The sequence below is a fragment of the Rhodococcus sp. P1Y genome, assembly GCF_003641205.1.
Taxonomy (GTDB): domain Bacteria; phylum Actinomycetota; class Actinomycetes; order Mycobacteriales; family Mycobacteriaceae; genus Rhodococcoides.
On sequence record NZ_CP032762.1, the window covers coordinates 369,107 to 385,567 of the forward strand.

At 60.9% G+C, this 16,461-nt stretch carries 14 protein-coding genes; 9 read left to right on the plus strand and 5 right to left on the minus strand.

What is annotated here, in order from left to right; translation table 11 throughout:
• Positions 1–311 precede the first annotated feature (311 nt).
• The 5 genes from D8W71_RS01765 to D8W71_RS01785 all read left to right on the plus strand — a co-directional run bounded on the left by D8W71_RS01765 (position 312) and on the right by D8W71_RS01785 (position 5,889).
• On the plus strand, positions 312–1,397 hold the full coding sequence (locus tag D8W71_RS01765) for a LacI family DNA-binding transcriptional regulator (protein ID WP_236077666.1): 1,086 nt from the start codon (positions 312–314) through the stop codon (positions 1,395–1,397).
• A gap of 87 nt (positions 1,398–1,484) precedes the next feature.
• A complete protein-coding gene (locus D8W71_RS01770) occupies positions 1,485–2,819 on the plus strand; it encodes an MFS transporter (protein WP_121110468.1) in 1,335 nt (444 codons plus the stop codon).
• Positions 2,816–3,832: a ketopantoate reductase family protein gene (locus tag D8W71_RS01775; RefSeq protein ID WP_121110470.1), complete on the plus strand. Its 1,017-nt coding sequence runs from the start codon at positions 2,816–2,818 to the stop codon at positions 3,830–3,832. Before D8W71_RS01770 ends, D8W71_RS01775 begins: the two co-directional genes overlap by 4 nt.
• A 35-nt stretch (positions 3,833–3,867) precedes the next feature.
• On the plus strand, positions 3,868–4,794 hold the full coding sequence (locus tag D8W71_RS01780; RefSeq protein WP_121110472.1) for a 3-keto-5-aminohexanoate cleavage protein: 927 nt from the start codon (positions 3,868–3,870) through the stop codon (positions 4,792–4,794).
• A 6-nt stretch (positions 4,795–4,800) separates the two neighbouring features.
• Positions 4,801–5,889 (plus strand): glycerate kinase, encoded by a 1,089-nt coding sequence (locus D8W71_RS01785; protein WP_121110474.1) that lies wholly within the window; start codon positions 4,801–4,803, stop codon positions 5,887–5,889.
• Between the two features lie 134 nt (positions 5,890–6,023).
• Here the strand turns inward: D8W71_RS01785 and D8W71_RS01790 are convergent, their stop codons facing one another.
• Both D8W71_RS01790 and D8W71_RS01795 read right to left on the minus strand, forming a co-directional pair.
• Entirely contained in the window at positions 6,024–6,593 is a 570-nt protein-coding gene (locus D8W71_RS01790) for a GNAT family N-acetyltransferase (RefSeq protein ID WP_121110476.1), read from the minus strand.
• A gap of 260 nt (positions 6,594–6,853) precedes the next feature.
• Positions 6,854–7,603: a GntR family transcriptional regulator gene (locus D8W71_RS01795; protein ID WP_201265225.1), complete on the minus strand. Its 750-nt coding sequence runs from the start codon at positions 7,601–7,603 to the stop codon at positions 6,854–6,856.
• Between the two features lie 20 nt (positions 7,604–7,623).
• On the opposite strand from D8W71_RS01795, the gene D8W71_RS01800 reads away from it, so the two are divergent.
• From D8W71_RS01800 to D8W71_RS01810, 3 genes are all read left to right on the plus strand, one after another.
• Positions 7,624–8,760: a mandelate racemase/muconate lactonizing enzyme family protein gene (locus D8W71_RS01800; RefSeq protein WP_121110480.1), complete on the plus strand. Its 1,137-nt coding sequence runs from the start codon at positions 7,624–7,626 to the stop codon at positions 8,758–8,760.
• A gap of 446 nt (positions 8,761–9,206) precedes the next feature.
• Positions 9,207–10,541: an MFS transporter gene (locus tag D8W71_RS01805; protein WP_201265226.1), complete on the plus strand. Its 1,335-nt coding sequence runs from the start codon at positions 9,207–9,209 to the stop codon at positions 10,539–10,541.
• A 29-nt stretch (positions 10,542–10,570) separates the two neighbouring features.
• Positions 10,571–12,178: an N-acyl-D-amino-acid deacylase family protein gene (locus tag D8W71_RS01810; RefSeq protein ID WP_121110484.1), complete on the plus strand. Its 1,608-nt coding sequence runs from the start codon at positions 10,571–10,573 to the stop codon at positions 12,176–12,178.
• 346 nt (positions 12,179–12,524) lie between these two features.
• Here the strand turns inward: D8W71_RS01810 and D8W71_RS01815 are convergent, their stop codons facing one another.
• The 3 genes from D8W71_RS01815 to D8W71_RS01825 form a co-directional block, all read right to left on the minus strand.
• Positions 12,525–14,141, minus strand: a complete 1,617-nt coding sequence (locus D8W71_RS01815; protein WP_161965381.1) for a carboxylesterase/lipase family protein — start codon at positions 14,139–14,141, stop codon at positions 12,525–12,527.
• A 382-nt stretch (positions 14,142–14,523) separates the two neighbouring features.
• On the minus strand, positions 14,524–15,357 hold the full coding sequence (locus D8W71_RS01820) for an NmrA family NAD(P)-binding protein (RefSeq protein ID WP_121110488.1): 834 nt from the start codon (positions 15,355–15,357) through the stop codon (positions 14,524–14,526).
• On the minus strand, positions 15,354–15,782 hold the full coding sequence (locus D8W71_RS01825) for a nuclear transport factor 2 family protein (RefSeq protein ID WP_121110490.1): 429 nt from the start codon (positions 15,780–15,782) through the stop codon (positions 15,354–15,356). Before D8W71_RS01825 ends, D8W71_RS01820 begins: the two co-directional genes overlap by 4 nt.
• Before the next feature lie 87 nt (positions 15,783–15,869).
• On the opposite strand from D8W71_RS01825, the gene D8W71_RS01830 reads away from it, so the two are divergent.
• The gene (locus D8W71_RS01830; RefSeq protein WP_121110492.1) at positions 15,870–16,460 is read left to right on the plus strand and encodes a TetR/AcrR family transcriptional regulator; all 591 of its coding nucleotides are present in this window, start codon (positions 15,870–15,872) and stop codon (positions 16,458–16,460) included.
• The last annotated feature ends 1 nt before the right edge of the window (position 16,461 follow it).

The window sequence follows — 16,461 nt, forward strand, 5'->3', positions numbered from 1 at the left end:
AACGTGCCGACTTCCCAGCGGCGGTGCCGGTGTTCGGGTCGACCGAGGGAACACTAGGAACGGCGTCACTGTTAAGCAACGTTAAGTTATGAGGTTCGTCACTTTCGGCTCCTTCAGCGACCGAGGTCATGCTCCGCAGCTGTTCTGTAAGGCCACCTACGCGCCTTCAGCGGTTGTGACCTGCCGGAGTTCTCCCCCACCCTCGCCGTCTCAGTGGGGTGAGGACCGCGCCGTAGCTTAACGTTGCTTAATGATTCACATCACACTTAATCTCGGACCCCACTACGGCAGAACCTGAGGAGGTGGAGGCAGTGAGACCGAGCGGTGAGAATGACATCGTCGGCAGCGCTGACGGCTTTGCGGCGAGTTCGACGATTCGCCCTCGCATCTCCGCCGCGCAGGTCGCACGCACAGCGGGTGTCTCGACTGCCACGGTGTCGTACGTCATGAACGGACGAGCGGGTGTGTCGGCCGAGACGCGCTCGCATGTTCTCGATGTAGCGCAGCGCCTGGGTCACACCTCGAGTGTTCGAGCCGATCAGCTCAGAGCCCAACGCACTCGCGTCATCGGTCTGGTGTTGACCGACATCGCCAATCCCTTCTACGCCGAGATCGCCGCCGGCGCGATAGACGCGGCCCGCGGCAAGGGGTACGAGGTCTTCGTTTCACACACTCAAGAAGATCCGGACACGCTGCGCAGCATCACCGAGGCCATGATCGCCCGCCAAGTCGACGGGGTGGTGCTCACTGTGCTGCATCCGGACGACGGAGATGTCATCCGCTCTCTGCGCAGCGCGCACATTCCCTTTGTTCAACTGTCGCGCCGTATCGAGAGCGTCGCCGGTGATTTCGTCGGCATCGACGACTTCACTGCAGCTACGCAGATGATGGAGCACGTCGTCGGGCACGGTTACACCGATATCGTAACCATCACTGGACCACGAACCTCGAGTGCGTCCGCGGCCCGCGAGGCCGGCTTCCGAAGCGTGATCGACCGACACGGGTTGCGTGTCTCGAATGGGCGCGGCATCACCACCTACCTCAGCGAATCCGGCGGTGCGCAGGCCGTGCAGCAGCTCCTGAGCAGCAAAGTGCTCCCCCGAGCTCTGGTCTGCGGCAGCGACGTGATCGCACTCGGTGCTATCAGTGCGTTGCGCGTCAACAACATTCGTGTTCCGCAGGACGTCGCCGTCACCGGGTTCGACGGCCTGTTCCCAGGTGCGTCTTCACTCGTCGAACTGACCACGGTCCGGCAACCACGCCGAGAACTTGCCGAGCAGGCGCTCGAACTGTTGGTGCGCCGCATCGACGGGGTCGGCGGATCGTTCCAATCGGTCCTGCGGGCACACGAAATGCGCATCGGCACGACCTGCGGCTGCGTCAGAAAAGGACCATGACCTAAGCCGCCGACTCCCTTCCGCACTGTCTCCATACAGCTACAACCCATTGCTTTCGACACCACTGACCCGAACGGGGGTACTCCCATGTCCGAACACGCCCACGCACGCTCGCCCGAGCTAGGTGAACACGAGGTCTCGCCGAAGCTCATCTTCCGCAAGATCATGCCCTTGGTCATCGCCGCGTACATCATGGCCTTCATCGACCGAACCAACATCGGACTGGCCAAGACAGCGCTCGAGGCCGATGTCGGGATTTCCGCCGCCGCATACGGTCTCGGCGCCGGACTGTTCTTCCTCGCATATGCACTGTTCGAGGTACCGAGCAACTACGCCATGCACAAGGTCGGTGCGCGGTGGTGGATCACCCGGATCATGATCACGTGGGGGTTGCTCTCGGCCGCAATGGCATTCGTGCAGGGCGAAACGTCCTTCTACATCCTGCGAGTGCTGCTGGGTATCGCCGAAGCTGGACTCTTCCCCGGCGTGATGCTGTACATGACCTACTGGTTCGGCAAGCAGGATCGAGCTCGCGCCAACGGCATGTTTCTCGTCGCAGTGTGCATCGCCAATATCGTCGGCGCACCCATCGGCGGCGCACTGCTCGGAATGGACGGCGTCCTTGGCTGGAACGGCTGGCAATGGATGTTCGTCATCGAGGGACTACCGGCAGTCGGACTCGCCTTCATCGTCTGGAAATTCCTACCCAACGGGCCCAAAGACGCGAAGTGGCTCACCGCGGATCAGGCCGCACACCTCACCGCCCGACTCGAGCGTGAACAAGCCGAGGGAGCAGCTGATTCCGGCACACATTCATTCCTCAGCATCCTTCGGGACAAGCAGATCATCCTGGTGATCCTGGTCTACTTCACCCACCAGATCGCCGTCTACAGCCTGACGTACTTCCTTCCGTCCATCATCGCCGGGTGGGGAACGTTCTCCGACTTCACCATCGGACTCATCACCGCCCTACCTTGGATCGCAGCGGCAGTAGGAACACTTGCGCTCCCCCGCTTCGCCACCAACCCCCGTCGCTCCCGCTTCATTCTTTTCGGTGGACTCTGTTCGATGATCATCGGCTTCCTCATCGCCGCAGTGTCCGCCCCTGTGCTGGCGTTGATCGGATTCTGCATCGCGGCCTCGATGTTCTTCGTCGTGCAGGCCATCCTGTTCACCGTGCCCGCGTCTCGTCTCGCCGGCGCCGCGCTGGCAGGCGGTCTGGCATTGGTCAACACCCTCGGTATTCTCGGCGGGTTCGTCGGACCGTTCGTCATGGGTCTGCTCGAAGAGGCGACAGGTAACCCCATCTCCGGACTCTGGTTCGTCATCGGACTGCTGCTCATCGGCGCAGCAATCAGTCTCGCCCTCTTCCCCCGCATCACCTCCGCCCGCGTCACTTCCAACGAGGAGGCACACCTATGAGCCCCCGAGTCCTGATCGTCGGAGCCGGAGCGATCGGCGGTGTCACTGCCGCGCATCTCGCGCGCGCCGGACACGACATCACAGTCCTCGACGCCAACGCCGCGCACGTGGCGGCCATGCGAGATCCCGGGTTGACGTTCGACGAGCTCGGACAGGTGTCGCTGGTGAAGATCGACGCGGTCGCGAGCGCATCCGAGCTGACCGGGACCTTCGATTTCGCGCTGGTGTTCCTCAAGGCGCTCTACATAGAGCCTGCTCTGACCCCCCTCGTCGAGCGCCGCCTGGTCGATACGTACGTGTCCTTCGGCAACGGCCTCGTCCAGGACACCGTCGAACAACTCGTCGGGAGCGACAGGTTCCTCATCGGAGTCGTCGAGTGGGGTGCTACCAATCTCGGTGTCGGACACCTCGCGCAGACCACCGTGGCGCCGTTCGTCCTCGGAGAGAAAGACGGGACTCGCTCCCGCCGTGCAGAAACACTTGCGGCGATCCTGTCCGCTGCTGCCCACGTCAGACTCGTTGACAATGTACTCGGCCAGGTATGGGCCAAACTCCTTCTGAACAGCACATTTTCGGGACTCGGTGCTGTCAGCGGGCTCACGTACGCCGAGATCGCAGCCGACGCGGACGGCCGTGACGCCGCGTTCCGCCTGTGGGCCGAAGGCTACGACGTCTCGAGGTCTCTCGGCATCGAACTCGACGAAGTGGCTGGGATCCGACCGGAGTCCCTGGTGGTGCGAGACGCGAGTGACCGACGATCTGCCGATGCGTCGCTCGAGAAGCTGATGGCCACACTCGGACCGACAAAGGCGTCGATGCTCCAAGACCTCGAACGTGGCGCGCTGACCGAGGTCGACGTCATCAATGGCGGAGTGACCGCAACGGCAGCGAAAGTCGCCGTCAGCGCCCCCCTGAATTCGCGCATCGTCGACATCGTCCACGAGTGCGAGCGCGGGATACGCACACCGACACGCTCGGTCCTCGCCGAACTTGCCGCCCTCCCAGTCCACTAGCTCGATACCCACCACACCTAGGAGTTCTTTTCATCATGGACGACAAAGTCATCATCACCTGTGCACTCACCGGCGGCATGACCGTACCTGCGCAGAGCCCGGCCATCCCGGTAACCGTCGATCAGATTGTGCGCGAAGGAGTTCGAGCAGCCGAAGCAGGCGCCTCGATCCTGCACTTGCACGTCCGTGAGGAAGCAACCGGCAAGCCGGTCGCGGACCTGGACCTGTTCGACCGACTTCTGACCGAACTGAAGAAGGAAACCGATGCTGTACTCCAGCCGACTACCGGTGGCGGACGCGGCATGACCATCGAGGAACGCGGGTCGGTCCTGAAGTTCCGCCCGGAAATGGGTACGTTCAACGCCGGCAGCTTCAACTTCGGCATCTTTCCGGTCGCGGCGCGCGACCTCCCGTTCGCAGACTGGGAACGGGAGTACCTCGAAGGCACCCGGGACTACATCTTCAAGAACACCTTCGCCGACATGGAATACATGGCCGCGCTGATGAAAGAATCGAACACGCGTCCGGAGATCGAGGTCTACGACGTGGGCCAACTGTTCAACCTCAAGCAGCTCATCAAAGACGGCCATCTCGAAGCGCCGTTCAACATTCAGTTCGTCCTCGGAGTGCTCGGGGCGAACGGCGGCGAGCCGGACCAGCTCATCCACATGCTGCGCACAGCGGAACGTCTTTTCGGTCAGGACTCGTTCACCTGGTCGACAGCCGGTGTGGGCTATCCGAACGAATTCAACCTCGCGGCAATGTCTCTCATGCTCGGCGGCAACATCCGCGTCGGAATCGAAGACAACCTGCGCGTCCGGCGCACCGAGGTGGCGAAGTCCAATGCAGACCTCGTCGGCAAAGCTGTCGAACTTGCTGCGTTGTTCGATCGCAGCCCGGCCAGCCCCGCCGAGGCGCGGACACGTCTTGGCCTCAAGGGCACCGAACACGTCGGTTTCTGATCAGCCATGACCGGTCCGAGAATCGTTGTGGCACCTGACAAATTCAAGGGTTCGTTGACCGCCCAGCAGGTTGCCGATGCGGTGGCTCGCGGAATCCGCACAACAATCCCGCATGCGGACGTCGTCGAGTTCCCCATCGCGGACGGCGGCGAAGGCACAGTGCAGATGATGCTCGCGCGGGGCTGGGAGCAGGTCGACTGTGCGGTCACCGGGCCGACAGGCGACATCGTCGACGCCGCGTACGCATTCCTCGATGGCTGCGCGGTGATGGAGATGTCGGCAGCCGCTGGTCTTGCGCTTGTGCCTGGCGGCCCCACATCGAAGTCTGCGTCGGACTCAACGACGTTCGGGGTCGGTGAGATGATCGCGGACGCCCTGAATCGAGGAGCGGACCGCATCGTCATCGGAGTCGGAGGCAGCGCCACCACGGACGGCGGACAAGGAGCACTGCGCGCACTAGGCGCTGTGGTCCACGCCGGCGGCGCTACCTTCGACAGCATCGATCCGCGTCTTGTTTCAACCGACGTCGTAGTCGTCTGTGACGTCGACAATCCTTTGACGGGTCCGACAGGTGCTGCTGCGGTCTACGGTCCGCAGAAGGGTGCCACTCCACACGACGTCGGAATCCTCGACGCGCACTTGCAGTTATGGGCCGATCAGGTCGAATCGGCTACAGGCCACGACGCGAGGTACCTCCCCGGTGCAGGCGCGGCGGGTGGACTTGCTTTCGGTCTCGCCGCCGTTCTGCGCGCACGCTTGGTTCCCGGCATCGACTTCATGCTCGAATTGACCGGCTTCGACGAGGTCCTCGCCGACACAGACCTCGTCGTAGTGGGCGAAGGTTCCCTCGACGCACAAAGCCTGCACGGAAAGGGACCGATCGGGGTCGCCCGAGCTGCCCGCAAGCAGGGAGTCACCGTTGTTGCCGCGGTGGGTCGAAGCGAAGTCAGCGATGACGAGGCCCGTGCAGCAGGGGTGTCCGACATCTACACACTGACGTCCTACGAACCGAACGTGGACGTCGCCATGAGGGAAGCAGCACGCCTACTCCACATCGTCGGAGAACACATCGGCAACCGATACGCCGAACCTTGATCCGGCGTCTCTTACGGTGAGCGGCGAGGCAGCGGGTAGGGACCCGTACCGCACTACCGACGTGTTCGAGCTGACCTCGCACACGCCACTTCCCGTAGCTCGTCATTCACGAACTTGCCCAATGAGAGCGGCCCTCACCGAAGGTCTGAGAACGCGTGGATCATGGACCACACCTCCGGTTCGTCACGGGGCGCAGAGTGGCTCACTATACTGAATCCGTGCCGTTCGTACAGTCGGACGTTTCGCAAATCCGAAGTCTCCAAAGCCAATACAGTAGCGTTCCGTTTGTCGACTTCCTCGATGGCTTTTTCGATGAGCCGCCCGCCGATCCCGCGTCCTTGGCTGTGCGTGTTCACGCCGAGGGTTTCCAGCGTCCACGATCCCGGTGTCGATTCACCTGGGGAAAGGCGGTTGATCCGATCTGCGTATAGATCGATGATCCGCGCCATGGTCTCGTCCGCGGGCATTGGCGCGTCCCCGGGGAGCAGGGCCGCGACCCCTGCGTAGTCATCGGTGATCAAAACAACCCCGTGTCGATGCGCGTGTTGCAGATACAGATGCTGCAGTTCGTGCAGCCGTGCGGTGTAGTTGTCCTCGGGGATCACCCATCGTGTCCAAGGGTAGTCGGCGAACGCAGCAGCCAGCGTGTCCGCGGCAGCGATTAGGTCGTCGGTTGCAGCAATTCGAATGTCGGGATTGTTCACAGCTGATGCCCTTCAAAGTTGATCCGACTGAGGTGGTTCGCTCGTCTGCGGTTCCTGGGTCGACGACCTCGTGGACTGTTTTCGAGCGGCGGGCCGAGGCGTCGCCGCCAGTGCCGGCAGTTGCCAGTAGTGTGGAAAAGTGCCTTGGGAGAGCGCATTCGAAAGCTCGACTAACACCCTGGGCTCTGTTTGTCCGTATCACCTGTAGACCTCGGCCTGGGCGGCCTCTCGTCCGGGAGTGCCCGGCCAGCGCGAACGCTTTACGGCCGGTCGACAATGTGTTTGCGAATCGCCTGTGCACTGAGCTCCGGATCTCCGAGGCGGAGAACATCCAACAGTTCGACATGTTGCGCCGGAACGGTGTCAAGCGATTCGTGTTGAACTGCATCTGCGGCAAAGTACATCCGTACCCGCGGAGAGATCGTCCTCCACACCTGCACACAATGAATCCACCCGCATTCGGCAATGACGGTCTCGTGAAATCGGGTATCTGCGTCTGCGATCAACTGCCGATCATCGTTGGCCGCAGCACTTCGCATTTCCTCGATCAGCGATTCCAATTTCTCGAACACCGCATCAGAAAGCTTGTTCGTGGCGTGCCGGAACGCGAATTCTTCGAGCACCAAACGAATAGGAATCAGAACGTTCTCCGCCTCCTCGCGCGAGACAGCGACGACCGCGGCTCCTTTGAACGAAGAGGAGATAACCAGCCCCTCCTGCTCGAGCAACATGATGGCCTCCCGTACCGGCCCGCGGCTTACCCCCGTCTGCGCTGAGATATCTCGCTCGACGAGCCTGTCGCCAGGGCTGAGCTGTCCCGTCGTGATTGCCTTCCGCAGACGCTTCAACAGCCACTCTCGTCGCGATTCCGGCAATTCTCCGGGAGCCAGATCGAGGGTAGTCATGTGTTCCTTCCAGCTCTGAGAGATTTTCTCAATCATGGCACATTGAATATGGCAGATGGTTGACCATCTGCCATGCATGGCTTTAGACTCGGCGACGAATCTCACACCGAGCAGATAGAGACAACGTGAAAATCATCAAGGTGACAGTGGCCGGCCTACGCGGAAAGACACCGTTGGGTGGGTGGGAGGAAGAACTGCGCGCAGACGACGTCGTGCACACACTCGTCGCGGTGCACACCGACGAAGGGATCGTCGGGGTCGGGAGCGTTTTCACGACCGAAAATCTCGCCAGAGCGGCACTCCAACTACTCGAACCATCTCTTCTGGGAGAAAATCCACTCGAACCGGAACGCGTCAGTGAGCGCCTGCATCGCACGACGTTCTGGATGGGGCGTGGCGGCTCCGTAACCCATACGATCTCCGGCGTCGACATTGCCCTGTGGGACATTCTCGGCAAGGCAACGGGTCAACCGGTGGGCCGATTGCTCGGTGGACGATACCGAGAGCGCGTGCGCCCCTACGCTTCCCTGTTGATGGACGAACCACAGCGGATGTCCGATCAACTGTCGGACCTGAAGGATCGGGGCTGGACAGCGTTCAAGATCGGCTGGGGTCCGTTCGGCCGGGTCGACACACGCCAAGACGAAGAGATCGTCAAAGCCGCACGGAGTGCGATTGGGCCGGATTCACTACTCATGGTCGACGCGGGTGGAAGCGACAGCAACTGGAGAAACGACCTCAAATGGGCGTTGCGTACCGCACGCATGCTCGATCAGTACGAGGTGTCCTGGTTCGAAGAACCACTCTCCCCTGACGCGCTCGCCGACTACGTGGAATTGCGTAGGTCCGCCCCGGTCCCCATCTCTGGTGGCGAAGTGTTCACCAGGCGTCAGAGCTTTCTCCCCTGGGTCGAACAGGGAGCATTCGACATCGTCCAGCCGGATGTAACGAAGGTCGGCGGCCTCAGCGAACAGCGCCGAATCGGATGGATGGCACAAGATCGCGGAATCCGCTTGATTCCCCACGGATGGAACACCGGAATCGGGCTCGCCGCCGACCTCCAACTCGCGTCCGCCCTCGCTGAGACCGATCTCGTGGAGTACATCGCGGGATCGGACTACGTCGATGGGATCTGCACTGAACCTTGGGTCTTGGACTCCGACGGCATGCTCGCCATCCCCGAGGGACCCGGGCTAGGAATCGAACTCGATCGAGAATCTTTAGGTCAGTTCACCGACGTCGACGCCCTACTTCCCCGTTGATCCGACGTTCGCGAGCAACCTGATGTCCCGTTCAGCAAAGTAGATCGAAGATCGGCCCCCAATAGTAACTCCGGGAACATCTTTGGGTTTGTTCACCGGACGCATCATTCGCGATTACGTGCAGAAAAGTTCACAACCCACTACGTCCGCGACGAGGCACCAACCTGGGACTGACGATCACAGAACGGCCCCTTGGCCAACCGGTGCCCGTGTCTCATCGCAGGGCCCAAGCGGAGGCTCGAGAATCAGCCCCGCTGACATCAATCGGCTCAGGCAAGCGCAGACCTTGTCAAGCAACCTTATTCACGAAAAGCCTTCATTGGTGAGTCCGCATAGGGTGCAACGGACTCCGGGCTTTGTATCAAAAATACAGAACCTTCCTCCCCCCCTTCAGAAACATCGACGCCGCTCACCTGAATCTTCTTCCAACCAGGATCGGAATTACTATGGCCACAACCCACACAAGCGTTTCCCAGCAGCAGCGAGTGCCCGCGAAAGTCATTGCGTCCAGCATGTTCGGCACTGTTCTGGAGTGGTACGACTTCGCAATCTACGGCGCACTCGCCGTCGTGATGGCACGACTGTTCTTCCCCACTGACGACCCCACCGTCTCACTCCTGATCACCCTCGGGACCTACGCCGTCGGATTTGTCTGCCGGCCCCTCGGAGCATACTTCTTCGGTCGCATGGGGGACCGTGCTGGCCGGCGAAAAATGCTGGCTATCACTATGATCGTCGTCGGCGGATCCAGCGTGTTGATCGGCCTATTGCCGACGTTCTCCTCCATCGGTATCGCGGCGCCTCTACTGCTGATCGCGCTGAGAATGATCCAAGGGTTCGCGGTGGGAGCAGAGTGGACCGGCGGTGCGACTTACCTCATCGAACACGCTCGCACTGGACGACGCGGTCTCTTCGGGGGGATCATGCAGGCGTCGACAGTCGGCGGCTTTCTTCTGGGCACCGGTGTCGCAACAATCCTCATCACCACCTTGCCTGAATCGACAATCGATGCCGGCGTATGGCGAGTACCTTTCATCCTTGGGGGTGCGGTCGCGGCAATCGGACTATATGTGCGACTCAAACTCGACGAGTCACCGGCGTACAAGGCCCTACTCGCCCAGCAAGGTGTCACCGGTACCGCGAATGCGAATGCGAATGCGAATGCAAATCTGACGCCGAACCAAACTGCACAGCAAGCGCACACGCCGCTACGGGACTGGTTGATGCTTGTTGGAATCGTCTTCGGCATTACTGTCGCCGGTTACACCGCGACCAGCTTTCCAGCGTTCATCTCAGGGGTGACGGATTTGCCGCTCTCCTCCGCGCTCACCAGTAACGTCATAGCGCTCTCACTCCAGATACCGGCGATCGTGGGGTTCGGCGCACTGTCCGACCGGATCGGGCGGAAACCACTCATGATTGCCGGCATGAGCGCCTTGACTATTGTGACTTTCCCAGTCTTCCTGCTGGTGACGAGCGGCAGTTTCGTTCCAGTTCTCATCGGGCAGTTGCTGTTCGTTATGTCTTTCGCCGCCGTCAGCGGGCCGATGGCGTCCATGTTCGTCGAGTTCTTTCCAACGAAGATTCGCAGCACCGCGTTCGCGAGCAGCTATAACGTCAGTGTGGCTCTCTTCGGTGGCACTGCTCCGTTCGTGAACACATTCCTGGCATCTCAAACTCACAGTCCGCTCGCACCGGCGACCTATCTTGTCGTGGGTGCGCTCGTATCCCTCGCGCTTCTGACCCGAACAACTGACCGGTACAGCACTGATCTGACCTGATCATTTTCATGAGGACGCGAGGAAACCAGATGTTCGATATTGCCATTGTCGGCGGAACCATTGTCGACGGAACCGGAAAGCCCGCCAGCCGCGCCGACATCGGGATTGTCGAGGACACACTCACCTACATCGGCCGCGGACAGAAGATCGCCGCCGATCGCGTCATCGATGCGACAGGCTTGACGATCTGCCCTGGGCTCATCGATCCACACAGCCATAGTGATTGGTCATTGTTGGCGAACAGAGACGCACAGAGCACGATCCGACAAGGCGTCACATCCGAGGTGGTAGGAAACTGCGGAGTGACCCATGCACCGCTGAGCCAGGCGTCAGCAGAAACAGTCCTCGCAGGATTGAGGTCATTCGGATACAGCGGAGCCTGCGAATGGCGAAGTTTTGCCGGGTACCTCGACGTCGTCCACTCCGGCGGCACGGCGCAGAACTTGCTCTGGTTCGTCGGTCACAGTGCTTTGCGCGACGCCGCGGGCATTCGCGGCAGTCGAGTCGATGAAACGCAGGCCGCCTCGTTGGTTCACCATCTCGAAGCAGCACTGGAAGCTGGGGCGGTCGGCATGTCCACGGGCCTCGAATACGGGTCCGGCCGATCCAGTACTCGCGAGGAACTTCGTAAACTCGCCGGCACCCTTGGAAGACGTAACGCGATGTACGCCAGCCATATTCGAAACAGAGATGAAAGCCTCGACTCGGCGATCGACGAATTCTTCGATATCGTACGCAGCGGTGATCTTCGAGCCCAACTCTCTCATCTCAACGTTCGACACAACACAGGGGCACGCGACCACGCATGGGCCGAAGCAGTCTATCGTCTTGTCCACGAGCGGGAAGCCGGCATCGATGTCCTCGCTGACATGACGCCGTACCCCCACGGCATCGGAATGGCCACGGGCATACTGCCACCGTGGTTCATCGAAGAACCACCAGCGAACGCTGCCGCCAGCTTGCGCGATCCGTCGGTACGCGAGCGACTGAGGGACGACTGCGATCGGTACTGGAGATTCATCCATCGGGGCCAGTGGGAGCGCGTCACCTTATCGACAAGCCCAGGAACACCCGAGCTCGAAGGCCTCACGTTCCCTGAGATCGCGGCGCGACTCGGGAAAGACGAATGGGACTGCTATTTCGATGTTCTCGAATCCGCGGGGAGCGAAATGGCCGGAGTCCAGTTCATCGGCTCGTTGTTCACCGAGGACCACCTGTCCGAAGCCATCGGGCATCCCCTCTTTGCTCTCGGGGTCGACGGTTTCACCAGCTCAATCCAAGGTCCACTCTTCACCCGAACCCAACACCCCCTGTTCTTCTACGGTCACACCCACTACCTCGCCCATCACGTCATGACGACGCACACGCTCACCTTCGAAGAAGCCATCCGCAAGATGACCTCGATGGTGGCGGATCATTTCGGCATCGCCCGACGAGGACGACTTCTCGAGGGGTACTGCGCGGACCTAGCGATTTTCGATACCAATGCCCTGCGACAACAGCCCACTTTCAAAGCACCAACCGCCTACGCTGACGCAGCTCCCTTCGTAATGGTCAACGGTGCCATCGTTATCGACAACTACATCCACACCGGCGCCCGCCGTGGAAAGCAGTTGACGTCCGATAAACGCAACTAGTGTATTCGAACCCAGAATCCTGGATACGAGGTTCATCGGAGCACGTGCGGTGGAAGCTTTGTGGGTTTCGATTACGTCGGGGTTTCTCCTCGCCTGCCTCGTCGGGATATTGGCGTCCGCATTGTTTCTGGTCACCTCGAATCGCTTCAAGCTCAGCGAACTGCTCAGCAGACGGGACACCACTCACCCGCACGGACGCCTGTCGGTGGCCGTGCGGGCGTTCTCGGTTCGGAACGCGAATGGTCCCCGCTCACTCCGCCTCCCGGCGATGCAGGACGGTGCATTCGGGCAAACGATCCCGCAGACAAGGCATCGAGATGGATGCCGACCTGGGATCAGGTATCCCTCACGGCGCCGGATTGTAAGTCAACCAGGGGTATTCGATACGGTCCCACAGATCGCAGTGGTGATCTTCGGTGAACTGAGCGTCACTGATCACACCGGAGTCGTTGCCATGCAGTGACATGACACTTCCGTTCGATGTCGCGGTCCACGGGGCCTGTCCTGCGACGTTCGGGTCGGAGTTGGCTGCGAACGCTCCCCAGTACCTCATCATGTCGTGTGAGAGTTCACGCTTGTCGTCAGTGAATGCTTCGGTCTTTTCGCTCGGCCACAGGTAGGGCTTTTCCGACGAGTGGGCCGATCCGACGATGAGGTCAGCCGCGTCGTCGAGCGGAGTATTTTCGCCGTCGAACCGATACGAGTACGTCTGTGGCTGATACTCGGATATACGGCGGGCGAGCTCCCGGTCTTGACACCCGCCGAGCCCATAGAACACTCCACTGTCGGTCCACACGTCACCCAATGCGTACGTCGCTGCATTCGTACTGGGGTACGAGTCGTACGGGTATCGCGCTAGAACTTCGTCGGCATTCGGGCCGAACTCCTTGCGGATCTCCATTTCGTACATCTGCTTGTTCGCGTCAGCGAACGGCTTTGCCCACGAACGGGTTTCATTACGTGTCGAACCGATGAGGATCGGAATATTGTTGAAGTTCCCCGAGCGCACAGCGTCACTCGGCGGGACAGGTAGCTCGGGGGTTCCAGCGATGGGCAGAGGACCCGTCAAGATGCCACTGAACTTCGCGCTCGCGGCGGTAAGCTGTTCTCCGGTTTTCGTTCGGAGACAACTGATCACGGCGTCGATATCGGCGCAGCCGCTCTCAGCTGCGAAGTTCTTGCCGTCCGTCATGGCTTCGTCTCGGGAATGACTCGGGCATCCACCGCTTTGTATTATCGCGCCTTGGAACAAACCGACTGCCGATGGTGAGGCCAGATGCGCACACACGGAGTGTCCGCCCGCGGAACTTCCGAAAATGGTCACGCGATTCGGGTCACCGCCGAACGCAGCAATGTTGTCCCGCGTCCAACGCATGGCAGCTTGTTGATCGAGTAGACCGAAGTTCCGTTCGCCACCAGTCATACCTGGAACATCCAGAAATCCTAGAAACCCCAACCTGTAGTTGATCGTGACAACCACCAGGTCGTTGGTTTCTGCCAGGGCAGACCCGTCGTATTGATCTCCCGATCCCGAGGTGAACCCGCCACCGTGAATCCAGAACATGACCGGCCGCGGCTCCGTCGATTCGCCCGAGGGTGTGTAGACGTTGAGGCTGAGGCAGTCTTCGTTGTCGATGGCGTCCGCCCCGCCTTTCGCTGCCTGAGCACACGTTGGACCGAACTCTGTTGCGTCACGAACACCATCCCACGGGGCTGCCGGCACAGGCGGTTGCCACCTGAGATCACCGATTGGCGCTTGCGCGTAAGGAATCCCGAGAAACTCGCTGCCCGTGTCAGAGGCCACGCCCTCGACGACGCCGGCCGGCGCATCGACGGTTATCGACCGTGAGTCCGAAGTTGCCTCCGAAATGTCCGAGGTGCTGTCATTGGTTGCGCAGCCGCTACTGGCTGCTACAACCGCGGATATCGTCGCGATGACGAGGGCATATCGTCCGCCGATCAATCTCACTAGGAGTCCTTTCGTAAGGTGCTGCGAAACGATGTGCAAAGGTCGTTGTGCCATATGCACATCGCACATTGCACAAGCACCACGCGATTCCGAGAAACGTTGCGGTCCGCTCTGTGGTCCGGCCCTGGGACATCGACGGCGAATTCGGCATAGCCGATCCGCCACTTCATCGATCGAGTGCGGATCAGCGGGCGTCCACCACTCGCACGCCCGCGCACTCCCAAGCTGCCGATCGCCGGCAGCGCCAAACCGGTGGACTGAACGTGGAACCGACCTGTGGGGATGCCAGGATCGACATCTTCGAAGATGCATCGCCGCGGCGATGGACGAGGCCGCCACCGGTTGAGGGAGACGTCGAAATCGGAGATAGGGTGAGTCAGTTCCCCGACGGGATCGTCGCGAAATGAGCCTTCACGAAGGCCTCGAACGTCCGTGCCGGTTGCCCGGTAACTCGCTCGACGACGTCGGTTGCCCGATCCTCGGCGCCCCGGGAGATGTCTGCGTCCATGGCGGCGAGAATCCCTGCGAAATCAGCCGGGAGGCCGTGTTCGATGTAGCGTTGTGCCAGTTCGTCGACAGTGATCGAACGGTGTGAGATTTCGGTACGAGTCCGTGCGGATATGAGTGCGGCCGCATCTCCGTAGCTGAGAGGTGTCGGCCCGGTGACTATGTGATCGGTGTTGTGCGGTTCGGGGTCCGTCAAGGCGTGCGCAGCGACGGCTGCGATATCCAGCGCGTCGACGAACGCGACTCGCCCCTCCCCGGTTGCGCTGACTATTTCGCCGTCTCGAACACCATCGGCGAGAGGGGTACGTCCGACGAAGTTCTGCATGAACCACGACGGGCGGAGGACGGCCCATTCTGGAACCATCGACGCGACCGCGTCGTGGATCTCGCCGAGGCCCGGCGTACCCCGATCCAAGGCAGAGGAACTCAGTGCAACGAATCGCCGAATACCCTGTTGCACAGCAAGTTCGAGGAAGTGCGCGACGACCGGCAATGGGTCGGCCGAGCCTACGGGTGCGACGACATAGACCCCGGTGACGTCATGAAGCGCTTGCGCGTGACTGTCGACATCGCCCCAGTCGAAGAATACGTCGTTGGGTGATACCGGATGCCGTGTAGCGAGACGGGTTTCAACGTTGCGCGCGTCGAGCGCCTGAGCGACGCGACTTCCTGTCGTACCGGTCGAGCCGAGAACGAGTATCACGCCGCACCCCCGCCGAAAGCTGTGAGTTCACTCGTCGTGCCGATCGCTTCCGCCGCCGCCAACGGACTCCAATAGTCGCGGTAGTTTCTAATTTGACTCCCGTCTGTCGTGATGATGGCGACATACCTCATCGAGTAGGGCTTTCCCGTCTTGGGAGCGATGCCCGCAAGCTCGAATTCAGCGACAGTAACGTCTGGATCTGCCGTTGCGTGAATCGTTTTCGACGTGAGTTCTCGAACGTCGAGAATGTCGCTGTACCCGCTCATGTATTGGCGGATCGCTTCTCGGCCCACGATCCGCGAGGGGTAACCGACTGCAGCGAAGGGAAATTCGATGACCCCATCCGGAGCCCAGAGGTCCGAAAATCCTTCCATGTCGTGGCTCAGAAGAAGTCGGAGTGCGCGGTCCACGATGTGTTCGTTCATGCTTCCTCCTCAGGTGGACGATACGGTACCGTCTCGCCCGACGTACGCGAGACGGTACCGTCCCGTCCACTGGGTAGGATAGGGCTCATGAGTCCAGGAAGACCGACCGGTGCGGCTGTACTTCAGTCGACAGTTACGCGTTCGATCGTCGAGGCAGTACTCGACGAGTTTTCTGAGACAGGTTACGGCCGTTTGTCGATGGAGCGCGTGGCGAAGCGAGCGCGCGTAGGAAAGAGCGCTCTGTATCGCAGATGGCCGTCGAAGGAGGAGATGGTGGTCGCCGTGCTGTCCGAGTTCAGCGTCGGGGTTTCGGAGGCACCGGATACCGGTACGTTCCGAGGCGATCTGAGAGCGACGCTCAGCGGATTCGTCGACTGGATCGACGAACCGCGCTTTTCCAAAATCCTCCCCGACCTGGTCGCCGAGTCTGCCCGCAACCCTCGTCTCGGTGAACTTCACAAGCAGATGATCGGCATTCCGCGTAGGGAGCGTTCGGTTCAGATCTTCCAGCGCGCGGTTGAACGAGGTGAACTACCGGAGGACATGGACTTCGAGTTGGCCCTGGATCTGGTAGCAGGGCCGGTGTACTGGCGGTCGACCGTCAGGGGAGCAGACGTGGACAGTGATTATCTCGATCGTTTGGCCGATGTCATCGTCGCGGCACTGGCCGGTTCGTGAG